The sequence below is a fragment of the Brevundimonas goettingensis genome (genome assembly GCF_017487405.1).
Taxonomy (GTDB): Bacteria; Pseudomonadota; Alphaproteobacteria; order Caulobacterales; family Caulobacteraceae; genus Brevundimonas; species Brevundimonas goettingensis.
Genome location: NZ_CP062222.1, coordinates 2,109,430 through 2,133,277, shown reverse-complemented (window position 1 = coordinate 2,133,277; position 23,848 = coordinate 2,109,430). Strand labels below are relative to the sequence as shown.

22 protein-coding genes are annotated in these 23,848 nt (G+C 67.7%); 10 read left to right on the top strand and 12 right to left on the bottom strand.

Annotated features, from left to right (window positions below):
- Positions 1-2,370, bottom strand: coding sequence for a pectinesterase family protein (locus tag IFJ75_RS10595; RefSeq protein ID WP_207867999.1), 2,370 nt, complete (start codon positions 2,368-2,370; stop codon positions 1-3).
- 102 nt (positions 2,371-2,472) lie between these two features.
- On the opposite strand from IFJ75_RS10595, the gene IFJ75_RS10590 reads away from it, so the two are divergent.
- From IFJ75_RS10590 to IFJ75_RS10575, 4 genes are all read left to right on the top strand, one after another.
- Complete coding sequence (locus IFJ75_RS10590) at positions 2,473-3,822, top strand: S41 family peptidase (RefSeq protein WP_225896775.1); 1,350 nt, start codon at positions 2,473-2,475, stop codon at positions 3,820-3,822.
- 16 nt (positions 3,823-3,838) lie between these two features.
- A complete protein-coding gene (locus tag IFJ75_RS10585; protein WP_207867998.1) occupies positions 3,839-4,294 on the top strand; it encodes a MarR family winged helix-turn-helix transcriptional regulator in 456 nt (151 codons plus the stop codon).
- A gap of 83 nt (positions 4,295-4,377) precedes the next feature.
- The gene (locus IFJ75_RS10580; protein WP_207867996.1) at positions 4,378-5,370 is read left to right on the top strand and encodes a mechanosensitive ion channel family protein; all 993 of its coding nucleotides are present in this window, start codon (positions 4,378-4,380) and stop codon (positions 5,368-5,370) included.
- Positions 5,371-5,377: 7 nt separating this feature from the next.
- Positions 5,378-6,394 (top strand): beta-eliminating lyase-related protein, encoded by a 1,017-nt coding sequence (locus IFJ75_RS10575; protein ID WP_207867994.1) that lies wholly within the window; start codon positions 5,378-5,380, stop codon positions 6,392-6,394.
- On the opposite strand, the gene IFJ75_RS10570 is transcribed toward IFJ75_RS10575, so the two are convergent.
- The 6 genes from IFJ75_RS10570 to IFJ75_RS10545 form a co-directional block, all read right to left on the bottom strand.
- Positions 6,391-7,434 (bottom strand): glycerophosphodiester phosphodiesterase, encoded by a 1,044-nt coding sequence (locus IFJ75_RS10570; protein ID WP_207867992.1) that lies wholly within the window; start codon positions 7,432-7,434, stop codon positions 6,391-6,393. The two genes, IFJ75_RS10575 and IFJ75_RS10570, sit on opposite strands and share 4 nt — an antisense overlap.
- 53 nt (positions 7,435-7,487) lie before the next feature.
- Positions 7,488-8,294 (bottom strand): inositol monophosphatase family protein, encoded by an 807-nt coding sequence (locus tag IFJ75_RS10565; protein WP_207867990.1) that lies wholly within the window; start codon positions 8,292-8,294, stop codon positions 7,488-7,490.
- A 184-nt stretch (positions 8,295-8,478) separates the two neighbouring features.
- Positions 8,479-9,048 carry an elongation factor P gene (efp, locus tag IFJ75_RS10560; protein ID WP_207867988.1) on the bottom strand — a complete coding sequence of 190 codons (570 nt, stop codon included), beginning with the start codon at positions 9,046-9,048 and terminating at the stop codon, positions 8,479-8,481.
- A 100-nt stretch (positions 9,049-9,148) separates the two neighbouring features.
- Positions 9,149-9,706 (bottom strand): tryptophan-rich sensory protein, encoded by a 558-nt coding sequence (locus tag IFJ75_RS10555; RefSeq protein ID WP_207867986.1) that lies wholly within the window; start codon positions 9,704-9,706, stop codon positions 9,149-9,151.
- 115 nt (positions 9,707-9,821) lie between these two features.
- On the bottom strand, positions 9,822-10,322 hold the full coding sequence (bfr, locus tag IFJ75_RS10550; protein WP_207867984.1) for a bacterioferritin: 501 nt from the start codon (positions 10,320-10,322) through the stop codon (positions 9,822-9,824).
- 156 nt (positions 10,323-10,478) lie between these two features.
- A complete protein-coding gene (locus IFJ75_RS10545) occupies positions 10,479-10,664 on the bottom strand; it encodes a (2Fe-2S)-binding protein (protein ID WP_207867981.1) in 186 nt (61 codons plus the stop codon).
- Positions 10,665-10,792: 128 nt separating this feature from the next.
- Between IFJ75_RS10545 and thiE the strand changes: the two genes are divergently transcribed.
- The 3 genes from thiE (at position 10,793) to IFJ75_RS10530 (ending at position 14,466) form a co-directional block, all read left to right on the top strand.
- Positions 10,793-11,449, top strand: coding sequence for a thiamine phosphate synthase (gene thiE / locus IFJ75_RS10540; protein ID WP_207867979.1), 657 nt, complete (start codon positions 10,793-10,795; stop codon positions 11,447-11,449).
- A 100-nt stretch (positions 11,450-11,549) separates the two neighbouring features.
- Positions 11,550-13,247: a sensor histidine kinase gene (locus IFJ75_RS10535; protein ID WP_207867977.1), complete on the top strand. Its 1,698-nt coding sequence runs from the start codon at positions 11,550-11,552 to the stop codon at positions 13,245-13,247.
- Positions 13,248-13,308: 61 nt separating this feature from the next.
- Complete coding sequence (locus IFJ75_RS10530) at positions 13,309-14,466, top strand: hypothetical protein (RefSeq protein WP_207867975.1); 1,158 nt, start codon at positions 13,309-13,311, stop codon at positions 14,464-14,466.
- Between the two features lie 22 nt (positions 14,467-14,488).
- On the opposite strand, the gene IFJ75_RS10525 is transcribed toward IFJ75_RS10530, so the two are convergent.
- The 3 genes from IFJ75_RS10525 to IFJ75_RS10515 all read right to left on the bottom strand — a co-directional run bounded on the left by IFJ75_RS10525 (position 14,489) and on the right by IFJ75_RS10515 (position 17,191).
- A complete protein-coding gene (locus IFJ75_RS10525; protein ID WP_207867973.1) occupies positions 14,489-14,833 on the bottom strand; it encodes a VOC family protein in 345 nt (114 codons plus the stop codon).
- 191 nt (positions 14,834-15,024) lie between these two features.
- Positions 15,025-16,164 carry a thiolase family protein gene (locus IFJ75_RS10520; protein ID WP_263973047.1) on the bottom strand — a complete coding sequence of 380 codons (1,140 nt, stop codon included), beginning with the start codon at positions 16,162-16,164 and terminating at the stop codon, positions 15,025-15,027.
- A 166-nt stretch (positions 16,165-16,330) separates the two neighbouring features.
- Complete coding sequence (locus IFJ75_RS10515; RefSeq protein ID WP_207867970.1) at positions 16,331-17,191, bottom strand: acyl-CoA thioesterase; 861 nt, start codon at positions 17,189-17,191, stop codon at positions 16,331-16,333.
- A gap of 192 nt (positions 17,192-17,383) precedes the next feature.
- Between IFJ75_RS10515 and IFJ75_RS10510 the strand changes: the two genes are divergently transcribed.
- From IFJ75_RS10510 to IFJ75_RS10500, 3 genes are all read left to right on the top strand, one after another.
- Positions 17,384-17,890: a winged helix-turn-helix transcriptional regulator gene (locus IFJ75_RS10510; protein WP_207867969.1), complete on the top strand. Its 507-nt coding sequence runs from the start codon at positions 17,384-17,386 to the stop codon at positions 17,888-17,890.
- 48 nt (positions 17,891-17,938) lie between these two features.
- Positions 17,939-19,069 carry a zinc-binding dehydrogenase gene (locus IFJ75_RS10505; RefSeq protein ID WP_207867967.1) on the top strand — a complete coding sequence of 377 codons (1,131 nt, stop codon included), beginning with the start codon at positions 17,939-17,941 and terminating at the stop codon, positions 19,067-19,069.
- Between the two features lie 87 nt (positions 19,070-19,156).
- Positions 19,157-20,491 (top strand): APC family permease, encoded by a 1,335-nt coding sequence (locus IFJ75_RS10500; RefSeq protein ID WP_207867966.1) that lies wholly within the window; start codon positions 19,157-19,159, stop codon positions 20,489-20,491.
- A gap of 73 nt (positions 20,492-20,564) precedes the next feature.
- On the opposite strand, the gene IFJ75_RS10495 is transcribed toward IFJ75_RS10500, so the two are convergent.
- Both IFJ75_RS10495 and mnmA read right to left on the bottom strand, forming a co-directional pair.
- A complete protein-coding gene (locus IFJ75_RS10495) occupies positions 20,565-22,511 on the bottom strand; it encodes a S9 family peptidase (protein WP_207867965.1) in 1,947 nt (648 codons plus the stop codon).
- Between the two features lie 96 nt (positions 22,512-22,607).
- The gene (mnmA, locus tag IFJ75_RS10490) at positions 22,608-23,822 is read right to left on the bottom strand and encodes a tRNA 2-thiouridine(34) synthase MnmA (protein ID WP_207867963.1); all 1,215 of its coding nucleotides are present in this window, start codon (positions 23,820-23,822) and stop codon (positions 22,608-22,610) included.
- Positions 23,823-23,848 lie beyond the last annotated feature (26 nt).

The window sequence follows — 23,848 nt, the reverse complement described above, 5'->3', positions numbered from 1 at the left end:
TCAGGGATAGTTGACCTGAAACGCCCTCAGCACCACCGAACCGCTGGGGCGTGAGGCCGTCCAGAAGAAGCCCGCCCCGCCGAAGCGGTTGGGCTCGATCGTGCCGGTCAGGTCCAACGTCTCCTCGTCCTTGCTGTTCGATCCCGTGACCGTGACGGCGCTCCCGTGCGTCCGGATGCGGATGGAGGTGGTCGGCTTGATCACACCCGTCAGCCGGTCCTCGCCCATCGGCGTCCCGTGCCCATCGACGATGCGGTAAAGCTGGAACACCACCGCCGTCGCCGACCGCGTCGAGCGCCAGAAGCGCAGCGAATAGCCCGTCCGCGTCGCCGGATCGTATTTGAACAGAATCTCGGCATAGGGGCCGCGCTTGCCCGTCGCGTCCAGGATGTCGCTCGGCGAGCCGGGGATGGCGAAGCCCTGGCCCTCGTATTTGTCGGTGTCCATCTCGACCATGACGTCGATGTCGCCCGCTTCCGGCTGACCGACGTAGAGCAGGGTCGAATCCTCGCCTCCGACCCGCATGCCCCATGAGCCTTCCGGTGCGGTCGGCGCTTCGGAGGTCCAGGCGCCGGTCAGTTTCCATTCGCCCTCCCAGCGGCGTTCGACCGTGGTGTCCGGCAGGCTGTGGAAGTCGACGGCGCCGCCGGGGGTGGGGATGTCGGTCGGCCCGGCGACCGGGGCGCTGGACCAGACCTGACCCGGAAGGCTGAGGTCGTGCTCGGGCGCGATATTGGCGATGACAGACTGGCCGGCCAGATTGCCCCCGATCGTCAGCTTCCTCAGTGGCGCGTCGGCACGGGTCACGGCCAGGGTGCCGGGGTTCGCGCAGGCGGCGTCGGGGCAGGCGAACCAGGTGATCCGCGACCGGTCCTCGCGCCCGGCGGGCAGGGTCAGATCGTAGTCGAGCCTCAGCCCCTCCGGCGTCCGCCTCAGCACGGGTTGGCGGGTCAGGGTCGGGGCAGGCCGATACGCCGGATCGACCGTGATCCAGGCGGTGGAGGCGAAACCGTTGTCGGCCGAGACCCGGATCGGCACTGTCTCGGTCCGGTCGGTGGCGTTCGTCGCCGTGATGGTGACCTCGTCGCCCTCGGGCGCGCTGAGCCGGACCAGCGGCGAATCCGTGGTCCAGTGGACGGTGGTCGTGCCCGAAGGCGGATAGACGGCCGCCGAGATTTCGACCGGCGCATCATCCGTGCGGATGCGCGAGACGCCGTTGGTCAGCTTGATGCGGAAGGGCAGGGCGGGCTGGGCCTCATGGCGCGCCCGGACCCCCGCCGGATCCCAGCCGTCGTCCACGCCTTCGGGCGTCCAGCGCAGCAGGTTGAAGCTGTTGAAGGCATGGACCTCGGTGTCCGACAGCTCGTGCGTCAGGGTGCGGCGGGGTTCGCCCACGACGCTGTCGAGGATGTCCACGGGCCGGCCGCTGTCGGTCACGGTGCGCCAGGTCAGCGAAGACTCGGTCGAGGCGGCCGGCGCCGCCCAGCCGAACCAGGCGACCGGCGTGTCCGGCAGGATCGACTCGATGAGGGCCACGGGCGCGACGGGAACCTTGTAGAAGGTCATCGGCTTCGTCGCCCGGAAGCGGGTGCGGATGAAGGTCGTGCCGCCTGCGAACAGGATGCCGCCGCCCTCGATGAAGTTGATCTCGGAATCCTCCCAGACGCTGCCGCCCGGCGCGCCCAGATAGTCGTCCGTGCCCTCCAGATAGGCGTGGGTGAAGTACGACCGCCTGGTCATGTTGAACATGGTGTCCAGGCGGCTGAGGAAGGCCACATGGGCATAGACGTGGCGGTCGCCCTTCATCTGGATGGCCACCGCCTGGGTGATCACGTCCGATCGCTTCGTCAGGCTCTTCGACGGATCGCCGGGGTAGTCGTAGTCGAGGTTGCAGGCGTTCAGGACCGTCAGATTGATCATCGAGAAGCCGTCGGCGTCGACCATCATGGTGAAGCCGTTGTTGGCCGCCCCCTGTTTGTTGCCGCGGTTGTCGGCGATGACCACGCTGCGCCGGTCGCGGGTCAGGCCCATCAGTGTGATGTTGGCCTTGGTGATGATGAGTCCCGGGTCGGTCTCCGTTCCGTGCAGCTGATAGACGTCAGGCATCAGGCCGATCACGGTCGGGCGTTCGCGCGTACCCTCGGGCGCGGCGGCATAGGCGGCCTGGATCGTGCGATAGCGGTGCGCCGCCGGGTCCTCGGGCCGGGAGGCGTCGACCAGGATGTCGTAGCGCTCGGCTGTGGTGTCGAAGACGACATCCGTATAGCCGCGCACCGGCCCCAGCCCGACCAGGGTGTCCTGAGCGAGGACCGGCTGGCCGGCGGCGACGATCATGGCGAGCATCAGCCCGCCCAGCGATGTTCTGTGCATCCTGCTTCCTTCCCTGTGACACCGGTGTCAGCTTCAAGCCGATCTTGTTCCGTCGAAGGGTAGGCTAGCGCATTCCGGTTCGCGACGCGACGCCCGAGACCGTTGACCTCGGTCAGACATACAATATGTTGCGCAACATATTTCAAACTAGGATCGCCGATGTCTTTGAGAGCTTTCATGCCGTTGTTGGCGTTGGTCATCGCCGCTCCGGCGACGGTCAATGCCCAGACCCTGGACCGGGAGGCGCAGCGGGAGGTCGTGTCCCGGCTCGAGGCGGCGCTTCAGCAAAACTATGTCTTTCCCGACCGTGTCCCCGCCATATCCGCCGAGCTGGAGAGGCGGGTTCAGGCCGGGCCCGTCGAAGGCCGCCCCTTCGCCGCCAGCCTCGCCCAGGGGCTGGTCAAGGCGAGCGACGACCTGCATTTCTCAGTCACCTTCGATCCTGATGCTGTCGCAGCCGATCGGGAGGCGAAGGCAAGCGGGGAAGAGGGAACCCAGGCAGAGCGAGACAGGGAGCGGGCGGCCAATTTCGGCTTCCGGGATGCACGGCGGCTCGATGGCAGCCTGGCCTATATCCGGTTCGACTTCTTCGCCGATCCTCAATACGCCCAGGACACCGCGACCGGAGCCATGCGGTTCACCGAAGGCGCCAAGGGGATCATCATCGATCTTCGCTACAACAACGGCGGCGTTCTGGAGATGGCGCAGCTGCTGATGAGCTACCTCTACGCTGCAGGCAAGGAGCAGAAATTCTTCGATTATTTCTACAACAAGGACGAGGTTCGCGTGGAGCGGAGCCAGTGGAGTCTGGCCGCCGTGCCCGGCCAGAGGCGGGGAGATGTGCCCGTCGTCGTTCTGACGGGATCGACCTCCTTTTCCGCGGCGGAATGGATGGCGTTCGCGCTGCAGAAACTGGGGCGCGCGACCCTGATCGGCGAGCGCACCGCCGGCGGCGCCCACCCCGTCGACAGCGTGCCAATCGACGACCGCTTCATGCTGCAGGTTCCGATCGGCCAGATCCGGGATCCGGTCGACGGGCGGGACTTCGAAGGCGTCGGCGTGGCCCCTGACCTGGCCGTACCGGCTTCGGACGCCCTGCTGACGGCGCAGAAATTCCTGCTGCAGAGCCGGGCCGAGGCGGGCGATGCCGAGGCGAAATGGGCTCTGGTCCCGGTGGAATTCGCCCTCTCTGGTGAGACGGCAAGCGCCGCGACCCTTGATGAGGCCGCCGGCGCCTACGAGGGGCGGATACTGGTTCGCACGGCGACCGGTCTGGCCTATCACTGGCGCGACCGCTTTGTTCTGGCCCTCGATCCGATCGGCGAGGATTTGTTTGCGGTCCAGGGAACGGATGACTACCGGTTCAGGCTGGTGCGCGCGAATGGCCGGGTGAGCGGCCTGGAGCGCGTGTTCAAGTCTGGCGAGGCGGTGAACTATCGCCGGCTGGATTGAAGAAGGGAGCGTGCAGGTGACCGAGTTGAGCCGCACCTTCCTGGGTCTTCTCAGCGAACAGCTGAGCGACCTCATCGAGCAGCAGTCGGCCGAGGTGTTTCGACGCGCAGGCCTCGTCATCCCCGTGAAGTCGGCGTCCCTGCTGGGCGCCATCGCGTCACGGGGGCCGGTCTCCATCTCGGATCTGGTGCGCGCCCTGAATCGGTCGCACCAGCTCATTCAGCAAAAGATGCCGAAACTGTTGGCTCTGGGTCTGGTCACCCGCCGGCCTGATCCGCAGGACCAGCGCGCGGTCCTGATCGAGATCACCGACAAGGGCAGGGAACAGTTGGCCTTGCTCGACGGATTGGCGCGGGCCTTCGACCGCGCCTATGCCGAAATGGAGGGAGAGGCCGGTCCAGTGTTCGAGGGCATAGGCCGCGCCATTGAGGCCCTGAAGGCTCGCCCGCTGATCGACCGTATGGAGATCTGACCGTCCGCGACCGCTTCGCCGACCGGCGAAATGAAACACCTTCGTGGGTTCCAAATCGAAGCTGAGGCGTTAGACCCGGCTCCATGACCGCCTCCCTCGTCAATCCCCTCGATCACGCCGTCGCCGCCGGACAGAAGGTCGTCGCCATGGACGCCGCCATGGTGGCCAAGCTGACCGACATGGCGGGCGACTTCGCCGTCAGCGCGACCATCGCCATCATCATCCTGATCGCCACACTGTTCGCCTCGCGCTGGGCGGCGGCGGGCACACGGCGGGCTCTCGGCCGGGTGAGGGGCTTCCGCCACGACCCGACGGTGCTCAGCTTCGCCGTGCAGGTGGTGCGGGTGCTCGTCTTCCTGATCGGCTTCATCGCCGTGCTCCAGCGGCTGGGCGTGCAGACGACCTCGATCATCGCCGTCCTCGGCGCTGCGTCGCTCGCCGTCGGTCTGGCGCTGCAGGGAACGCTGTCGAACGTGGCGGCGGGCGTCATGCTGCTGGTGCTGCGGCCCTATCGCGTCGGCGACCTGATCAATCTGTCCAGCAACACCGGCAAGGTGCAACGGCTGGACCTGTTCACGACCCAGCTGATCGACGCCAACAACGTCAAGATCGTGATCCCGAATTCCAAGGTATTCGACGGCACCATCCTGAACCTGTCCGGCCAGCGCACGCGGCGGATGGAGTTGAAGATCGGCGTCGGCTACGGCGCCAACCTCAGCCAGGTGCGCGACGTCCTGACCGAGGCGGCGGCCGCCCATGAGAAGGTGTTGCCCGATCCCGCGCCCTGGGCCGGGGTGACCAATCTGCTGGACAGCTCGGTCGAGGTGACGCTGCAGGCGTGGACCCTGTCGGGCGACTACTGGCAGGCCAAGGCCGATGTGCTGCAGTCCGCCAAGGAGGCGCTGGACGACGCCCGGATCGAGATCCCGTTCCCGCATCAGGTCGCCGTCCCCTACACGCCGGATGAGGGCGCGCCCGAGTATGACGAGACAGCCGCGGCGCGGAGGCGTAAGCCCGGCAAACCCACGTACGAGACGTCGGCGGACACCCGCGGCGCAGACCAGAGTGAAGGCTAGGGCGGGCATGCGTTACGACTTCGGATCCGACAACACCGCCGGCATGGCCCCGGCGGCGCTTCAGGCCGTGATCGCGGCCAACAGCGGCTTCGCCCGCGCCTATGGCACCGACGAAACGACGGCGCGTGCCGCCGACCAGATTCGCCAGAGGCTGGATGCCGACGCCGAGATCCGCTTCGTCTTTTCGGGCACGGCGGCCAACGCCATCGCCCTGTCGATGCTGGCCTTCCCGTTCGAGGCGGTGCTGGCCCACCAAGCGGCCCACGTCTGTACCGACGAGACCGGCGCTCCCGGATTTTTCGGCCAGGGCGTCGGCCTGATCGGCCTGCCGGGCCTGTCAGGCAAGATCGACCAAGGCGCGCTCGAGGCCGCCCTGTCGGAGCCGGTGGTCGGCCATCGCCAACCCGCCGCCGCCCTGTCCCTGACCCAGTCCACGGAATACGGCACGGTCTATACCGAGGAAGAGCTGCGGCATCTGATCGAGCCGGTGAAGGCGATGGGCTATGGCGTGCATCTGGACGGCGCGCGACTGGCCAATGCGGCGGCGGCGGGCTTCGACCTGACCCAGATTCCGCGCCTCGGCGTCGACATCCTCGTCTTCGGCGGGGCCAAGGCGGGCGCCAACGGAACAGAGGCCATCGTCCTGTTCGACAAGTCGCTGGCGCGGCGTCTCGACAACCGGCTGAAGCAGGCCGGGCAGACGGCGTCCAAGGGCCGCTTCCTGGCCGCGCCCTTCCTCGGCCTGCTGGAGTCGAACGCTTGGGAGGACGGCGCCGCCCACGCCAATCTGATGGCCGAGCGCCTCGCCGACGGCATCGAGGCCCGCTCGCCCTTCATCCTGGCCCACCCGGTCGAGGCCAATGCGGTGTTCGTGCGCATGCCGGAGGAGGCCCACGCCCGCCTAAACGCCCTCGGCTGGGCCTGCTACCGCTTCGACGACGGCTCGGTGCGGTTCGTCTGCTCGTGGCAGACGCAGGTCGAGGTGGTCGACGAGGTGGTCGAGGCGATCTCGACGCTCGGTTAGGGCCTGAAGGCGTCCACCGCGATCCCGGGGAAGTCCGAGAAGACGGCGTCAACGCCCAGATCGCGGAACTGACGCAGCTGCCCCGACAGGTCGCCGTGATCGGCGATGCCGTCGCCCCGACGCAGCTCGGTCGGCAGGAAGGCGTTTTCGGCGCGGAAGGTCCAGGACACGACTTTCAGTCCCGCCGCATGGGCGTCGGGGATCAGGGAAGTGGCGGGCAGGGAGACGCCGTCCGCGCCGCGTGGCACGATCATCGCCGTCTCGACCCCGATGGCCCCGGCATAGGCGCGAACGGCCTTAAGTCGGTCCGGCGTAGCCATGACGGCATAGGTCAGGTCCGGACGGTCGATAGGGCCGCCGGCGCTGCTCATGAGCTGTAGCAGGGGCGAACGGATACGGGCGGACAGCCGCTCCAGCGGCCCGACCTCGAAGCACTGGATCAGGATGGGAGCTTCGGCGCCGGTCAGATCCAGCCGCTCCAGCGTGGCGAAGAAAGCGTCCTCCATCGGCTGGCCGATGCCCGCGAAATACGATGGATGCTTCAGCTCCGGCGCCACCGAAATGGTCCGGCCGGTGCGGGCCCAGCCGGCGCGAGCGATGGCCACAACCTCATCGAAGGTCAGGATGCCGTCCTGGCCGTCGAAGGCGGTGTTGGCGGAGCGGAAGGCGGGCAGCCGCTCGCGGGCCTTCAGCGTCCGCAGCTCGGCCAGGGTGAAGTCCTCGGTGAACCAGCCGGTGGTCGAAACGCCGTCGATGACCCTGGTCGTCCTGCGGTCGGCGAACTCGGGGTGGGCCGCGACATCGGTCGTGCCGCCGATCTCGTTCTCGTGCCGGACGACGAAGGCGCCGTCTCTGGACATGACCAGGTCGGGCTCGATGAAGTCGGCGCCCTGTTCGATGGCCAATTCATAGGCCGCGCGGGTGTGCTCAGGCCGAAGCCCCGAGGCGCCGCGGTGGGCGATGACCAGTGGATGGTTCTGGGCCAGAGCAGGCGCTCCCGTCAGCAGGAGAAGTGCGGCGGTCAAGATGGCGCGGATCATGGCCCATGAGTAGGGCAGGGGCGCGACAGGTTGGTGAACCTGTCGCTCCGAAATCAGGCGGCCTGCAGCACCTTGCGCAGCTGCGGATGCAGTTCGGTGTTGGCGGCGAGCACGGTCGAACCGGTCTTGGGATCGCCGTCCTGCTCGATGGTGGTGACCAGACCGCCGGCCTCGGTGACGAAGAGGATGCCCGCCGCCACGTCCCAGGGCTTGAGGTTGCGCTCGAAGAAGGCGTCGTAGCGGCCGCAGGCGACCCAGGCGAAGTCCAGCGCGGCGGAGCCCAAGCGGCGGATGCCGGCGGTGCGCTGGCCGACGGCGTGGATGTCCTTGATCGACTGGGCGTGGCCCGACTTGCCGATGAAGGGCAGGCCGGTCGAGATCAGGCTTTCCGACAGATCGCGACGGCCGGCGACGCGGACGCGCTGGTCGTTCAGATAGCAGCCCTTGCCCTTCTCTGCCCAGAACAGCTCGTTCATGACCGGGTTGTAGGTCACGCCTGCGACGATCTCGGACGAGCCGTCGGGCGCGAAACGCTCCAGCCCCACGGTGATCGCGAAGTGGGGCATGGCGTGCATGAAGTTGGTCGTGCCGTCGATCGGGTCGACGATCCAGCGGTGCGACTTGTCGGTGCCTTCGATCAGGCCGCGCTCTTCACCGAGGAAACTGTAGCCCGGGCGGGCCTTCATCAGCAGTTCGAAGAGGGTGTCCTCGGCCTTGATGTCGGCCTGGGTGACGAAGTCGCCGGGGCCTTTGCGCGAGACCTGCAGGTGCGCGACCTCGCCGAAGTCGCGAAGCATCGGGCGAGCGGTTTTGCGGACCGCGTCGAGCATGACGGAAACGAGGGCGGAGGCGAGGGCCATGGTCGGAATCTCCTGGTCCGAAAGTCCTGAAAAGGCGGGATGCCCGGACAGACGGAGAAGTTCAAAAGCGACGTCGCAGGGAGCGTCGGTAACAAGTGCTGGTGAGCGAGAAGTGAGCGGGAGAGGCAAGGCTGTGAGCTGCTGCTCACTTCTTGCTCACTGCCACCGCTCGCTCACCCAAGGATCAGTCCGCGCGGCGGACGTATTCGCCGGTCGAGGTGTCGACGACGATGCGTTCGCCAGCCGACATATAGGGCGGGATCATGATGCGCACGCCGTTGTCGGCGATTGCGGGCTTGTAGGACGACGAGGCCGTCTGGCCCTTCACGGTCGGCTCGGTCTCGGCGACGGTCAGGGTGACCTGTTCCGGCAGCTCCAGGCCGATAGGACGGCCTTCGTGCATCTCGATGACGACCTTCATGCCGTCCTGCAGGTAGGGGATGGAATCCTCGCCGACCCAGTCCTTCTGCAGTTCGATCTGCTCGTAGGTCGCGTCGTCCATGAAGACCAGGGCGTCGCCCTGTTCGTACAGATAGGAGAAGTCCTTCTGCTCGAGCGTGACGCGCTCGACCTTGTCTTCCGAACGGAAGCGTTCGTTCAGCTTGTTGCCGGTCTCAAGGTTCTTGGCCTCGACGTTGGCGAAGGCGCCGCCCTTGCCGGGCTTGACGTGGCTGGCCTTGGTGACGACCCACAGGCCGCCGTTGTGCTGGAGCACCATGCCGGGCTTGATGGTGTTGCCGTTGATCTTCGCCATGGGATTCACTGTCTAAGGGCGCAGCCGGTCCCGTGACAGGCGCGCGAAAGAGGGCGCGATCCCTAGAGGAAGCCGCCCCAAAGGGCAACCCGGGGCTGATCTAGTGAAGCGTGCGGCCCGAGACGTGATCCGTCTTGCGCTGGATGAAGTTGGCGATGCGGGTGCCGCTGCCGATGGGCGCGGCGATCTTGCCCGCGCCCTCGTCCAGCTTTCGGGCCTCGAAGGCGAAGGCGGCGGCTAGGCCGGCCGACGACATGGCGGCGGCGATCTGGCTGCGCATCGAGGCCGGGCGCAGGCCCAGCCAGACGGCGTTGATCGTCTGGGCCGCGAACCACAGGCCCATGGCCAGCGAACGCTCGCGGCTGGCCGGGGCGTTCCAGACCCGCACGGCCGACAGGGTCGTCGCCGAGAAAACCGCCGGCAGGATCAGGCTGAAGGCGCCGCGCGGCTTCTCCATGACCGGGGCGGCCCGGTCGAGCAGATGGCGTTCGGTGCGTTTGGGCTTCAGCGTATTGGAGGCGAGGGCCGTCGCCAGAAGGGCGAAGCCGACGGTCAGGACGATGCCGGTCGCGACATGGGCGCCCGAACGGCCCTGGGAGTTGAGCAGGTCCGTCGCCTGGTCCTGCACATCGTCAATGAGTTCGTCGATGGCGCTCATGGCCCACACTCCCGCAATCCCTGAGGGGTCAATGGACACGAGCCGTTGCGGTTCCGCAAACGGCCCCGCCGCTTTCGCGACGGGGCCGTTCAGAAGGCGCAGAATTCAGTGAGCTTTAGTTGCCGGTCGCGGCGCCGTCGGTGATGATCTCCTTCATCGCCGACTGCAGATAGTTCTGGGCGCCCATCAGTTCGATCAGCTTGTGCTGGTTTTCGAGGAAGTCGATGTGCTCCTCGGTGTCGGCCAGGATCTTCATCAGCAGGTCGCGGCTGACGTAGTCGCGGGCTTCCTCGCACTGGGTGACGGCGGCCGAGGTGGTGACGCGGCTGTCCAGTTCGAGTTGCAGGTCGGCGCCCAGGCATTCGATCGGGTGCTCGCCGACCTTCAGCTTGTGCAGGTCCTGCAGATTGGGCAGGCCGTCGAGGAAGAGGATCCGTTTGATCAGCATGTCGGCGTGCTTCATCTCGCCGATCGATTCCTCGTAGATCACGTTGCCGAGGTGGGCCAGGCCCCAGCTCTCGAACATGCGGGCATGCAGGAAGTACTGGTTCACCGCCGTCAGTTCATTGGTCAGCACCGCATTGAGAGTGCGGATGATCGCGGGATCGCCCTTCATGGCCATGGTCCTTGCTCGTCTCGCGGACGGGACGCCGGGGCGCGTCCAGACTCATCCGCCGTCTGTTCAAACGGCGTTTAGCACAGGAAATCGGCGATTGTTTATTTGAGAGTTCTTATCACGCACATTGATATTGCGAGTGATTTTTGCCCGCGACTACTCGGCTGCGAGTGCGAATGCTTCTCGGCTATCATCGATCATCTGGCGCATCTCGCAGACGCATTTGGCGCACTGGGCCTGGCACTGGTTGCGGGCGAAGATTTCACGGGGGCGGGCCGCGCCGGCCTCAATGGCGAGGGCGACGTCACGCTTGCGCAGGCCGTTACAGTTGCAGACGTACAAGAGGCGGACCCAAGTCGAACTGATAATGGTTCTCTGTAACACATCTGAATGCGGTTGCAACTGGTTCGCATGCGCGTTCGCAATGTGTGACCATTGACGCGATGGACCGCAGGGGGCAGGGCGGGGCCATGGCTCGTGCTTCCCAAATCCCCGCCCGTCCGGCGACCCGCCTTTATCTGATCACCCCGTCCGCCATTCCCGATCTTGAGGCCTTCGCTGCCGATCTGGAGGCCGCGCTCGGCGCGGGTGACGTCGCGGCGCTGCAGATCCGGCTGAAGCCTGCGAGCGAGGACCAGATCCGCGCCGCCGTCGAACGGCTGGGGCCGATCGCGAGGAAGCATGACGTCGCCCTGATCCTGAACGATCGGCCGGACCTGGCCGCAGCGCTTCACTGCGACGGTGTTCATGTAGGCCAAGAGGACGCCTCGGTCGTCTCGGCGCGGCGTCTGATGGGGCCCAACGCCATGATCGGCGCCACTTGTCACGACAGCCGGGACCTCGCCATGGAAGCTGCGGAGGCCGGCGCTGACTATGTCGCCTTCGGCGCCTTCTTCCCGACGGACACCAAGGAAACCACTCACAGGCCCGAGCTGGACGTCCTGACCATCTGGCAGGAGACGGTGGAAATCCCCTGCGTCGCCATCGGCGGCATCACGGTCGAGACGGCCCGGGCGGTCGCCGATGCGGGAGCAGACTTCGTCGCGGTCAGCGCGGGGGTCTGGAACCATCCGCAGGGTCCGGCGGCCGCGGTCGTCGCGTTCAATTCGGAGCTGTCCGGCGCCTGACAGTTCCCGCTGACGGGGCCGTGCCGCCGCGTTAACTTCACGGGATATTAGGGAGCAAGGGCTTAGGTCGCGTATCGTCCGTACCGTCGAGTCTTCGCCTATGTCGCTCAGCCGCGCGCTGGAAACCCCGCCTGGAGGTCTCGCTACGACCCCTGTTCGCACATCCGCGACGCCTGCCGCGACGCCTCCGGCGACGACCGACACCGCGCGCCTGTTCAGCCAGCCCATCGTGCCGCTGGCCACGGTCTGCGCTGTTCTGCTCATGACTGTCTTCTCGATCCAGTTCGGCCGCTCGTCCGAAGGCATCGTGGTCATGTGGATGGCCAATGCCGTCGCCGTCGCCGTCTGGCTGCGCATGGGACGCGGCGCCGCGTTCGACCTGTCCTTCGGCGCCCTGATGGCGGTGGCTGTCGCCAGCGGCGAGTTCCTGTCCGGCCATACGCCGCTGAATACGGCGATGCTGACGGCGGTGAACCTGTTCGAAACGATCGCTGCAGTGGTCCTGGTTCGCCGGTTCGCGCCGGATATGACGACTCACACCGTCAGATCGACGCTGCGGCTGGTCCTTCTGGTCGCCGTGCTCGCCCCCCTGATCGGCGCCACGGCCGGCGCGATCGTCTTCTCCGCCATGCGGGGCGCGCCTTTGGTGCAAAGCTTCCAGCTGTGGTGGTTCGGCCATTCACTGGCGATGATGCTTGTGGTGCCCCTGATCCTGTCGATCGATCGGCGCTCGCTGGTCATCGTGCGTCAGCCGCTGAGAATTCTGGAGTGGGCGGCCCTGCTGGGCCTTCTGTTCGGCGTGGCCTACGCCCGCTATTTCCTCGGCTTGGTGGTCGTCACCTTCTTCCTGAACATGCTCCTGGTGATCATCGCCGCCCGGCTGCGGATGGCGGGTCTGACCACGGCCATTCTGGGCATCGCGATCGTGACCTTCGCGGCCCTGCTGCACGGCCAGCCCGCCGGGGCCGAGCCTGCGTCGGCGATGCGGATTCTGACCGCCCAGCTGACGCTGATCTCCATCTCCGTGCCGTTCATGCTGGTCGCGGCCCTGCTGACCGAACGCGACGGCCTGTCGGCGCGCGCTCGGGCCGGCCAACGCCGCGCCGAACTGGCGTCCGAAGCCAAATCGCGCCTGCTGGCCAACGTCGCCCATGAGATCAAGAGCCCGGTCGGCGGCATCATCGGCATTGGTGAGCTGTGGTCCAGCAGCCAGCTGGGTCCGGTCACCGAGACCCAGAGGGAAATGGCCGAAATGCTGGTCAAGACCGCCCGTCAGGTCGAGGCCCTGGCCCACGATCTGCTGGACGTGGCCCGCGCCGAGTCCGGGGCTGTCAAGGTCGAGCTGCGGCCGACCGACGCGCCGGGCCTGGTCGAGGACATCCGCCGCGCCACCGCCCTGAGGCCCGAGGCGCTCAACATGCGGCTGGAGGTCATCCGCGAGGGCGAGGGCCTGGTCGCCCTGGCCGATTCCCAGCGCCTCAGCCAGGTGATCGACAACCTGGCCACCAATGCCGTGAAATACGGCGGCGCCGGCGGTGTCGTGACCTTCCGCGTGTCGCGCGTGTTCCAGGCGATCCGGATCGAGGTGACCGACCGCGGGCCGGGCCTGTCGCCGGAGAAGCAGACCCAGTTGTTCGAGCCGTTCAACCGCCTGGGCCTGGAGCGGTCGACGGTCGAGGGGCACGGCATTGGCCTGGCCCTCGCCAAGCGACTGATCGAGCTGCAGGGCGGGGTGATCGGTGTGGAATCGACGCCCGGCCAGGGTGCGACCTTCTGGGTCGAACTGCCCGCCGCCTGAGGCCTTCGTGGCCTGTTTTCCGGTCTTGCCGTCCGTCCGCCGAGAGGCGATGGTCCGGCCCATGAAAACCGCCCGTACCCTTCGCGTATCCCTGCTGCTGGCCTCCAGCGCCGTTGCCCTGTCGGCCGTTCCGGCCCTGGCCCAGACGACGTCGCGCACGACCACGCCGTCGACCGCGACCTCGGCCCTGAACGCCGCACCCGTGCGGGCTCCGGCCTCGTCCCCCGCCCAGACTCCCGCCCAGACGCCGCCCGCCGCGCGTCCGGGCAGCGACCTGACCCGCAGCCTGAACGGCGCCCCTCCGGCGCAGGCTGACTATCTGGTCCCACCGCCCGCCACGACCCCGGCGGCTCCCGCGGCGACGGCTCCTGCACGGCCCACGACCACGGCTCCGGCCGCCGCGCCCCGCACAACGACCCCGGCGGCCGTGCCGGCACGCACAGCGCCTGTGCCCGCGCCCACACGCACCGCGCCGCCCGCGACGGCGACGACCACGCCTCCTGCCACTCGCTCGACCACTCCGCAGCCCACGCCCGCGCGGCCGACTGCGCCGAACCCGACATCGCCCCGGACGACGGCTCCGGCCCCGGCGCCGACGCGTACGGCGCCCGTCACGACGCCGCCGCCGACCCGGCCGAACGTCACCGCTCCGGCGACGACGCCTCGGCCGACGCCGGCCGTGACCGCCCCGGCGACCGCTCCTGTGACGACGGCTCCCGTGATGACCCCCGGCGCGGGTGGTCGGGTCTATGCGCCGCCGGTGCTGCCGGGCAGCCAGCCCGCCGCGCCCCCGCCCGTGCAGCCCGCGCCCCTGCCTGCGGCGATGGCGTCCCCGGCCGAGCCGCCGCCGCCGATGACGGTGCTCAGCGCGCCCGCCGTTGCGGCTCTGCCGTTCCGCGTCGACCTGCCGCAGGGTTTCCGCATCACCACCAGCCGGCCCGGCCCGGACTTCAACGTCTATACGATCCGGCGCGGCGACCAGTCGTTCGTCATGATCTATGTCGGGCCGTCATCGCAGTTCCCGATCTATGACGGCGAGATGGTCCAGGCCGGCGGCCGCGCTTCGATCGTCGTCAACGAAGGCGGCCAGAGGCATGCGATGGAGCATCTGTTCCAGCGCGCGACCAGCCCGCGCGAGATCCACGTCTGGGTCTCCAGCCTGGGCGGCGCCGACGAGGCCTTGGGCGAACGCATCGCCCAATCGGTGGATGCGAAATAGGCCTGTCGACGCCAACCAGGTCTCAGGTCTCGGACCAGACCGCCAGTTCGTTGCCGGCGGGATCCTTGAAGTGGAAGCGCCGCCCGCCGGGGAAGGCGAAGATCGGCTTGACCACCGTGCCGCCCGCCGCCTCTACCCTGGCCAGCAGGGCTTCGAGGTCGTGGACGAAGAGGACGGGCAGGGGGGCGCTAATCGCATCCGCGCCCGGATCGGCGTTGAAGCCGCCGTCCAGTCCTTCGCTGAAGGCGGCGTACTCAGGGCCATAGTCCTGGAACTTCCAGCCGAAAGCGGAGCCGTAGAAGGCCTTCAGCGGACCGACGTCGGTCGCGGGGAATTCCAAATAGTCCAGCTTGCCGTCTTCACGCATGTTCTTGGTCCGTTCTGAAAAAGCCGCCGAAAAGGGGCTTGCCACACGGAGCGCTCGCGCGCAATCTTGAGAACTATTCGCAGTCGCAGAGTCGCCGTGATGATCGTGCTGGCCACCGGACCCAACGCCCTCAGCCGCCTCATGGAGGCGGACCGGACGGCAGGCTGCGGGTCCAGCTTGCCGTCGAAAGGTCAGACCAGTTCGACCGCCATGGCCACGGCCTCGCCGCCACCGATGCACAGGGACGCCACGCCCTTCGTTCCGCCCCGCGCCTGAAGCGCGCCAAGCAGGGTGGCCAGGACGCGGGCGCCCGAGGCGCCGATGGGGTGGCCCAAGGCCGTCGCACCGCCGTTCACGTTCAGCTTCGCGTGGTCGATGCCCAGCTCCTGCATGGCGATCATCGGGACGATGGCGAAGGCCTCGTTGACCTCCCACAGATCGACATCCTCGACCGACCAGCCGGCCTTTTTGAGCGCCTTCTGGATGGCGGGCACGGGGGCGGTGGTGAACAGGCCCGGCTCGTGGGCGTGGGCCGAATGGCTGACGACGCGGGCGACGATGGGCAGGCCCATGGCCCTTGCCACGCTCTCGCGCGTCATGACGAGGGCCGCCGCGCCGTCCGAGATCGAGGCCGAGGAGGCGGCGGTGATGGTGCCGTCCTTGGCGAAGGCGGGCTTCAGGCCCGGGATCTTCTCGGGCATGGCCTTGCCGGGCTGTTCGTCCTCGGAGACGGTGACGGTCCCCTTTCGGCCCGCGACCTCGACCGGGGTAATCTCGGCCTTGAACGATCCGTTCGCGATCGCGGCGACGGCGCGGTTCAGGCTCTCGACCGCATAGGCGTCCTGGGCCTCGCGGGTGAACTGATAGGTCCGGGCCGAGTCCTCGGCGAAGGAGCCCATCGGCTTGCCGGCGTCATAGGCGTCTTCCAGACCGTCCATCATCATCGAGTCGACGATGACGTCATGGCCGATGCGGGCCCCGGCGCGGTGCTTGTTCATCAGGAAGGGGGCGCCGGTCATGGATTCCATGCCGCCCGCCACGATGATGTCGGCCGACCCGGCGGCAAGGCTGTCGCTGGCCATCATCACGGCCTGCAGGCCCGAGCCGCACATCTTGTTCAGGGTCGTGGCCTCGACCGATTTGGGCAGGCCGGCGCCGAGCGCCGCCTGACGCGCCGGGGCCTGGCCCAGACCGGCGGGCAGGACGCAGCCCATATAGATCTGGTCGATCTTCTCCGGGGCGACGCCGGCGCGCTCGACCGCGGCCTTGACGGCCGTGGCGCCCAGTTCGGTCGACTTCACGCCCGCGAAGGCGCCCTGGAAGCCGCCCATCGGCGTGCGGGCGAAGGAGACGATGACGACGGGGTCTTTGGAAGCGTCGGGGGAAGCGGTCACGGGGGATGTCCTTGCGGAGATGTGTTGGGGCCTAGATCGTCGGTCTGGTCGTCGGGTTCAAGCGCTGCGGCGGTCTGCACGATGAAACAGCCGGTCGGCTCAGTCAGCCGCGCTCGCCGCGCGGCGGTCGGGCCGGGGCCAGCTTCCGGCGCTGGCGGCCGACGGCCAGGATGTTTCCGGCGCCGTCCCGCACCGTCAGATCGTCCACGGTCCAGCCGCCGCCGAGATCAACCAGCGAGAATTCGAAGAAAGCCCAGCCGTGCGGCGCAGTGTCAGGCGTCGGATCGGCGATGAAATCATAGCGCAGATCGACTGTGGCCATCCCAGCAGGACGCGTAATCGCAGTCCAGGCGGGAGGATAAAGGGCGTCCATCAGGTAGCACAGCCGGACCTCGTCCAACGGAGCGCCGTCGCGGGTTCGCATCCACAGCCGCTCGCCCGCCTGATGACCCGGCAGGCCCTGAAGAAGACTGGGACCGGTATCGAGTCGGTATTCGACATGCTGGGCGAAGTGGGGCGCCATCGGGCCGCTGAGCGTTCGATCGGGTGCGATGCCGTCGAGCGGCGGCGGGGGGACGATCGGGCCCGCCACGCGGACGGCATGGGGATCATCGGCGCCATAGGTGGCCTGGGCGTGATGGGTCAGGCGATCGCCCTGACGGGCCTCCAACGCGGCATAGGCGACGCTTCGCCCGGCCCGCAGTATCCGGGGGGCGAAGACGATCGGCGTGTCATAGGCCGGCGCCGAGAGATACTGGATCGAGAGGCTGCGCAGCGGCGCGGTGAGCTCCAGACCCTGGCGAAGGGCCAGGGCGGTCAGCCCGGCCAGAAGGCCGCCAAACGGAAAGCCTTTTTCGGGCGGATAACCGCTGGGGCCGTTGGAAAAGTCTCCCTGAACCGCGCCGGTCAGCCCCTCCGGGCCGGGCGACAGTGTGAGGGCTTCGGCGAGGCGGTGCAGGGTCATGACAGGCGGCTTAGCGTCCAAAGGAGACGGGCGGAAGACTGGCCTCCGCCCGTGTCAGTCGAGGAATGCAGGAAACGCCGCCAACCCCCAATTGGGATTTTGCGTCGCGTCAGTTGCCAAACGAGACTGACGCAGAGGGTTCAGTTTGGCAACCCACTTGCAAAAGTGGTTACGCGGCGTCACCTTCCGTCCATGGGCCGTACCGCAGACTATTCAAAACAAAGCTGTTCCATCGCCGCGACGCTGGAAGTGATCGGCGATCCGTGGACCCTGCTGGTGATCCGCGATGCGTTTCAGGGCCTGACCCGCTTCGAGCAGTGGCAGGAGCGGCTGGGCGTGGCCCGCAACGTCCTGGCCGCCCGGCTGAAGACCCTCGTCCAGCACGGGGTGCTGGAGCCGCGCCTCTATTCCGAACGGCCGCCGCGCAACGAATACGTCCTGACCGCCAAGGGCAAGGACCTGTCGGCGGTGCTGGTGACCCTGCACGCCTGGGGCAACAAGCATGTCTATGGCGACACCGACAGCGGCGTGGATCTGGTCCACAAGACCTGCGGCCACACCCTGAACCCCCGCATTGCCTGCGCCCATTGCGAGGAGATCGTGAAAGGCCGCGACATCGTCCTGACCCGCAAGGCCAACCGTCCGACCGTTGGCGACGTCATGCCCAGGGACGTGACGGCGGACGAAGAGGCCGCCTGACGCCCATACGTCGACTTTCAGCGGCGTCGGCTTTCAACCGGAGTTCCCATGACCCAATCCCTTCCCGCGACCGGGCTTCAGCTCCGGTCGTTGATCACGGCTGACGGACGGCTGGAGCTGTCGCTGGCCGAGGTTTCGGTCGCGGCGCCCGGGCCCGACGAGATCGTGGTGCAAATCCAGGCCACGCCGATCAACCCGTCCGACCTGGGCCTGCTGGTCGGGGCGGCGGATATGAGCACCGCCCGCGTCGAGGGCGCTGTCACCGTCGCCGACGTGCCCGCGTCGGGCCTGCGCGCCATGGCGGGCCGGCTCGGCGAGTCCATGCCGGTCGGCAACGAAGGCGCGGGCGTCGTGGTCGCTGCGGGCGATAGCCCGGCGGCCCAGGCCCTGATCGGCAAGACGGTCGCCATTCTCGGCGGCGAGATGTACGCCCAGTACCGCACCCTGCGCGCCGACCCGGCCCTGCCTCTGCCCGCCGATGCGACGGCCGCCGACGGCGCCTCCTGTTTCGTCAATCCGCTGACGGCCCTGTGCATGGTCGAGACGATGCGGGCCGAAGGCCACACGGCCCTGGTCCACACGGCGGCGGCCTCCAACCTCGGCCAGATGCTGAACAAGCTCTGCCTCAAGGACGGCATCTCCCTCGTGAACATCGTCCGCAGCGAGGCCCAGGCCGAGATCCTGCGCGCGCTGGGCGCGGTCCATATCGTCAACTCGACCTCGCCGGACTTCATGAGCGAGTTGATGGAGGCCCTGGTGGCGACCGGCGCGACCCTGGCCTTCGACGCCATCGGCGGCGGGCGGCTAGCAGGCCAGATCCTGACGGGCATGGAGGCGGCGGCGAACCGCACCGCGACCACCTACAGCCGCTACGGCTCCTCTGTGTACAAACAGGTCTATATCTACGGGGCGCTGGACACGAGCCCGACCGAGCTGAACCGGGCGTTCGGCCTGTCCTGGGGCGTCGGGGGCTGGTTGCTGACCCCGCGCTACGCGGGCCTGTCGGCCGAACGTCGCGGAGCCCTTCGCCAGAGGGTCGTCGCCGAGCTCAAGACCACCTTCGCCAGCGCCTATGCCGGCGAAATCTCCCTGCACGATGTGCTCAGGCCCGAGGTCATCGCCGTCTACAACCGCCGCGCCACGGGCGAGAAATATCTGATCAATCCGTCTCTGGACTGAGCATCCGCCCCCGCCGGAATCATTGATCCCCGCCGCCATCGGTGATCTATCGAACCTAGGCAAGTGGGGCTTGCCGGGGATATTGCCATGACGACCGAAGACGGCGGGGCCGATCGCGGCCATCTGTTGCGCGTGCTGGGGGTCGCCTTCGGGGTGGCCGTCATCGTCGGCGGCACCATCGGTCAGGGGATTCTGCGCAGCCCGGGCGTGGTCGCCGAGGGCGGAAAGACGCCGTTCGTCATCATCGGCCTTTGGCTGCTGGGCGGGCTCATCGCCTGGATCGACGCCATGTCGACGGTCGAACTGGCCTCTTCGATCCGCAAGACCGGCGGTCCTTTCATCTTCGCGCGTCGGACCTATGGCTCCATGGGCGGCCTGGCCGTCGGCATCGCCGACTGGCTGGGCAATATGGGCGGCATCGCCTTCGTCTCGGTGGTGTTCGCGGAATACATCCATCGCCTCGGCATCGCGACCAGCCTGCCGCTGGGCATCATCGCCCTGCTGCTGGTCTGCGTGGTCGGCGTCGTTCAATCGCTCGGCACGAAGATCGGTGGCCGCTCGCAGGAGGTCGGCAGCGCGATCAAGGCGGTGCTGTTCCTGCTGCTGATCGCCGGTTTGCTGCTGGCGCCGCGCGGCGAGCCGGTCGCGACCCCGGTCTCGCCCGGCATGGCGACGGCCCTGACGATCAGCGGCATTGTCGTGGCCCTGCGCGCTATCTTCGGCACCTATCAGGGCTGGAACTCCGCCGCCTATTTCTGCGAAGAGGTCCGCGACCCCGCCAAGGCCATCGCCCGCGCCACCTTTTCCGGCATCGCCGTGGTCACCGGCATCTATGTGCTGGTGAACCTCGCCCTGCTGCACGTCATGACGCCGGCCGAGATGGCGGGCTCCAATCTGGTCGCGGCCGATGCGGCGGAGCGGGTGTTTGGCGCGGCGGCCGATCCCATCGTCACCGGCATCAGCCTTATCGCCCTGGTGACCATCATCAACGCCATGGTCATGGTCTTCCCCCGCGTCCTGTTCGCCATGGCGCGGGAATTCGAGATCACGCCTCTGACGCGGGTGACGCGCGTCGGGACGCCGATCGCGGCCCTGATCGCCACGGTCGTGGTCGGCGGGGGTCTGGCCCTGATCGGGGTCTATGAGACGCTGCTGGCCTTCTCGACCTCCATCCTCGCTCTGATGGGGGTGGCGGTGAACGCCGCGGTCATCGTCCTGCGCCGCAAGGAGCCGGATCTGGAGCGGCCGTACCGGATGCCTCTCTATCCTCTCCCGGCCATCGTCGCCCTGGTGATCAACCTGGCCCTGTTCGTCGCCTTCGTGCGCGAGGACCCGGTCACCTCGCTGGAGGCCTTCGCGGCCCTGGCGGTGCTGACGGTGGTCGGCTGGTGGCTGACGCGCGGCAAGCGGCCGGCGGGCTGATCCTCAACGACGAAAGCCGGCCGCGCATCGCTGACGACCGGCTCACGTCATCCCTTGACGCGGAATGCGCGCCCTATTCGATTGCCTTTCGGACATATTGGTCCAGGAATTTCAGATAGGCTTCCTGGGCGGTGATGCGGTTCTCCCGTCCCTGGAAGCCATGACCCTCGTCGGGGAAGACGACGTATTCGACCGGAACATTGTTCGCGCGGACGGCGGCCACCAGTTCGTCGCTCTCCACCTTGAGCACGCGCGGATCGTTCTCGCCCTGAACGACCAGCAGAGGCTTGGTGATCTGGTCGGCGTGGAACAGGGGCGAGATGGCGTGGTGCCGGGCGGCGTCTGTCGCCGGGTCGCCCATCTCGTCATACAGGGCGATGCGCTCGGCTCCCCACCAGGCCGGGATCGACTGCAGGGTCCGCTCCCAGTTGGTGACGCCGAAGATGTCCACCCCGGCGGTGAAGGCGTCCGGATGGAAGGCCAGGGCGGCCGCGGTCATGTAGCCGCCATAGGAGCCGCCCATCACAGCGACCTGGTCGTCCGCGACCCAATCCTGTTCCCGCAGCCACTGGCCACCGGCGACGATGTCGCGAAGGTCGGCCTCTCCATGATGCTTGTCGTCCAGATGGAAGAAGGTCTTTCCGTAGCCGCTGGACCCGCGGTTGTTCGCCGCCAGGATCGCATAGCCGTGGTTCACGAGATGCTGGATCATGGCCGAATAGCCGCGGCGGCTCTGGCCGCCCGGACCGCCGTGAACCAGGACGATGGCCGGGGCGGGGTGATCGGCCGAGGCGCCGGCGGGCTTGTAGAGGATGCCGGGCACCATCACGCCGCCTTCGCCCGCATAGCGGACGACCGTCGCCTGAACGAGATCGGCCTCCTTGATCTCGGGATTGAGAGCGGTGGTCAGCCGGCGAGCCTGTCCGGTCGCCAGGTCGGCGACGAAGACATCGGACGGCGAGGTGTCGGAGTTGACCGTGAAGGCGAGGGTGCTCTCGTCAGCGTTGAAGCGCACGGCGCCGAGGTCGCCGGCCGGAACTCCGCTCAGGGCGACCGGGCGTCCGGTGGTGGTGTCCAGGATCGTCAGGGCCGTCGAGCCGTCTGCGTTCAGGGCAGAGACCCGGTACCGCCCGCTGGGCGAGAAGAAGGCGAAGGATACGTCCCAGTTTCCGTCCGCCAGCTTGGCCTTGGCGCCGGTGGCGAGGTCATAGGTCCAGGCTTGGGTGAACTCGCCATGCTCGTCGGTCAGGAAGATCAGGGCCTTTGAATCCGGTGTGAAGTCCGAAACTGCGAAGGCGATGTTTCCGGTGTGCTCTGAAATCAGCTTTGGCGCTCCGCCCGTCGACAGATCGGCGACATAGAGGTCGGAGTTGGCGCTGGTCAGGGACTTGGTCAGCGCCACGGTGCGGCCGTCATAGGATACGCCGCCGATCACATAGCCGCCGGTGTTCTCGAACACCCGGGTCGGGGTCAGGGTCGCGGCGTCATAGGCGTACAGGTCGAACGCCTCCGGGTCGCGGCTGTTGGAAGTGACGTAGAAGGTCTGGCCGTCGGTATTCCAGCCGAGGAAATCGGCCTTCAGCTTCTCCCCGGGGGTGATGTCCGTCAGGGTCCCATCGGCGGCCCTGACATAGAGGTGGTTCAGCTCGTCGCCGCCACCATCGTGGGTCACAAGGATCCGGTCATCGTTCGGAAAGGCGCTGACCGCATTGGTCGCGACCGTGGTGGAGGTCGTCAGGGCGACCGGGGCGCCGCCAGCCAGAGGCAGGGCGTAGGCGTTGAAGGTCCCGGTCGCGTCCGATGAGATCAGCAGCGACTTGCCGTCGTGGGTGAAGGCGTCGGCCCCGAAACCACCGACCCGGTAGTTGCGGGTCTGGAAGAACTGAGCGGCGGTATAGATGCCTGGGGCGGTTGCCGTTGCGGGGGCCGTCGCGGGCGCTTCCGCAAAGGCCGGGGAGGCTGCGGTCGCCATCACGGGGGCTAGGAGGGCGAGGGCGGAAACCAGAGTCACGACGCGCATGGACGGATCCTTGATGTGTGGATGATGACTACCTGAGCCTTCATCACAGCATTTCGGACGCAACCTGTCGTCGATTTAATGAACGCTGGTCTGCGATCAGGCGACGCAGGCCGTCGTGGTCTGGATGAAGCCTCCGCCCAGCAGGCGGTCGGGGTCCGTCGGGTCGTAAAGCGCGCAGGCCTGACCGGGGGCCACGCCTTCTTCGCCGGTCTCGAAGGCGACGCCGATCACACCGTCCGTCAGCGTCAGCTTTGCCGGGGAGGGGGGACGGGTCGAGCGGACGCGCGCCAGCACCGGCGTTCCGGCCAAAGCCGCCGCCTCGATATCCGCTTGGTCGCCCAGCCAGTTGGTTTCGTCCAGCGTCAGGCTGGCGGTCAGCAGGGCTTCGCGCGGGCCGACGATGACGCGGCGCCTTTCCGGGTCCAGTTTCGTCACGAACAGGGGCTCGCCCACGGCGACGTTCAAGCCCCGGCGCTGGCCGATGGTGTAGTCGGTGATGCCCGAATGGGCGCCCAATACCCGGCCGTCCATGTGCACGATCTCGCCGGCTTCGCGCCCCTGCGGCCGCAGGCGGTCGATCAGGGTGCGGTAGTCACCGGAGGGGACGAAACAGATGTCCTGGCTGTCCGGCTTGGCCGCGATCCGCAGACCCAGTTCGGCCGCGACGCCGCGCACCTGGGGCTTTTCGAGGCCCGCCAGCGGGAAGCGCAGATAGTCGAGCTGGGCCGGGGTGGTGGCGAACAGGAAATAGGACTGGTCACGCGAGGGGTCGATGGCCTTGCGCATCTGGGCGCGGCCGTCCGGACCGACGGCGCGGCCGACATAGTGGCCCGTGGCCATGGCTGCGGCGCCCAGATCCCGGGCGACGTCCAGCAGGTCGCGGAACTTGACCGTCTGGTTGCAGCGAATGCACGGAACCGGCGTCTGTCCCGCCAGATAGGAGTCGGCGAACTGGTCGATCACCGCGTCGCGGAACCGGCTTTCGTAATCCAGCACATAGTGGGGGATGCCGAGGGTCTCGGCGGCCAGACGGGCGTCGTGAATGTCCTGACCGGCGCAGCAGGCGCCCTTCTTCTTGAGCGCCGCGCCGTGGTCGTAGAGCTGCAGGGTCACGCCGACGACGTCATAGCCCGCCTTGTGCAGCAGGGCCGCGACGACGGTGGAATCCACCCCGCCGGACATGGCCGCGACGATCCGCGATCCCACGGGCAGCCCGACCGCCAGACGCGCGGCCTCGACCGCCTGATCCATGTCAGCGGGGGCCATGTCGGGAACGGGGCAAAAGTCTTCGGCCAAACTCATCGCCGCCATCTAGTGCGGAACCGGGACAATTTCGA

What these genes read in the sequence shown, in the direction of transcription:
- IFJ75_RS10530 (WP_207867975.1), top strand. Translation starts at nt 13,309, where the DNA reads ATGAAAACCGCCCGTACCCTTCGCGTATCCCTGCTGCTGGCCTCCAGC.
- IFJ75_RS10510 (WP_207867969.1), top strand. Translation starts at nt 17,384, where the DNA reads ATGGGCCGTACCGCAGACTATTCAAAACAAAGCTGTTCCATCGCCGCG.
- IFJ75_RS10505 (WP_207867967.1), top strand. Translation starts at nt 17,939, where the DNA reads ATGACCCAATCCCTTCCCGCGACCGGGCTTCAGCTCCGGTCGTTGATC.
- IFJ75_RS10580 (WP_207867996.1), top strand. Translation starts at nt 4,378, where the DNA reads ATGACCGCCTCCCTCGTCAATCCCCTCGATCACGCCGTCGCCGCCGGA.
- IFJ75_RS10565 (WP_207867990.1), bottom strand. Translation starts at nt 8,294, where the DNA reads ATGGCCCTCGCCTCCGCCCTCGTTTCCGTCATGCTCGACGCGGTCCGC.
- IFJ75_RS10595 (WP_207867999.1), bottom strand. Translation starts at nt 2,370, where the DNA reads ATGCACAGAACATCGCTGGGCGGGCTGATGCTCGCCATGATCGTCGCC.
- IFJ75_RS10515 (WP_207867970.1), bottom strand. Translation starts at nt 17,191, where the DNA reads ATGACCCTGCACCGCCTCGCCGAAGCCCTCACACTGTCGCCCGGCCCG.
- IFJ75_RS10575 (WP_207867994.1), top strand. Translation starts at nt 5,378, where the DNA reads ATGCGTTACGACTTCGGATCCGACAACACCGCCGGCATGGCCCCGGCG.
- bfr (WP_207867984.1), bottom strand. Translation starts at nt 10,322, where the DNA reads ATGAAGGGCGATCCCGCGATCATCCGCACTCTCAATGCGGTGCTGACC.
- thiE (WP_207867979.1), top strand. Translation starts at nt 10,793, where the DNA reads ATGGCTCGTGCTTCCCAAATCCCCGCCCGTCCGGCGACCCGCCTTTAT.
- IFJ75_RS10525 (WP_207867973.1), bottom strand. Translation starts at nt 14,833, where the DNA reads ATGCGTGAAGACGGCAAGCTGGACTATTTGGAATTCCCCGCGACCGAC.
- efp (WP_207867988.1), bottom strand. Translation starts at nt 9,048, where the DNA reads ATGGCGAAGATCAACGGCAACACCATCAAGCCCGGCATGGTGCTCCAG.
- IFJ75_RS10570 (WP_207867992.1), bottom strand. Translation starts at nt 7,434, where the DNA reads ATGATCCGCGCCATCTTGACCGCCGCACTTCTCCTGCTGACGGGAGCG.
- IFJ75_RS10500 (WP_207867966.1), top strand. Translation starts at nt 19,157, where the DNA reads ATGACGACCGAAGACGGCGGGGCCGATCGCGGCCATCTGTTGCGCGTG.
- IFJ75_RS10535 (WP_207867977.1), top strand. Translation starts at nt 11,550, where the DNA reads ATGTCGCTCAGCCGCGCGCTGGAAACCCCGCCTGGAGGTCTCGCTACG.
- IFJ75_RS10520 (WP_263973047.1), bottom strand. Translation starts at nt 16,164, where the DNA reads ATGGGCGGCTTCCAGGGCGCCTTCGCGGGCGTGAAGTCGACCGAACTG.
- IFJ75_RS10555 (WP_207867986.1), bottom strand. Translation starts at nt 9,706, where the DNA reads ATGAGCGCCATCGACGAACTCATTGACGATGTGCAGGACCAGGCGACG.
- IFJ75_RS10495 (WP_207867965.1), bottom strand. Translation starts at nt 22,511, where the DNA reads ATGCGCGTCGTGACTCTGGTTTCCGCCCTCGCCCTCCTAGCCCCCGTG.
- mnmA (WP_207867963.1), bottom strand. Translation starts at nt 23,822, where the DNA reads ATGGCGGCGATGAGTTTGGCCGAAGACTTTTGCCCCGTTCCCGACATG.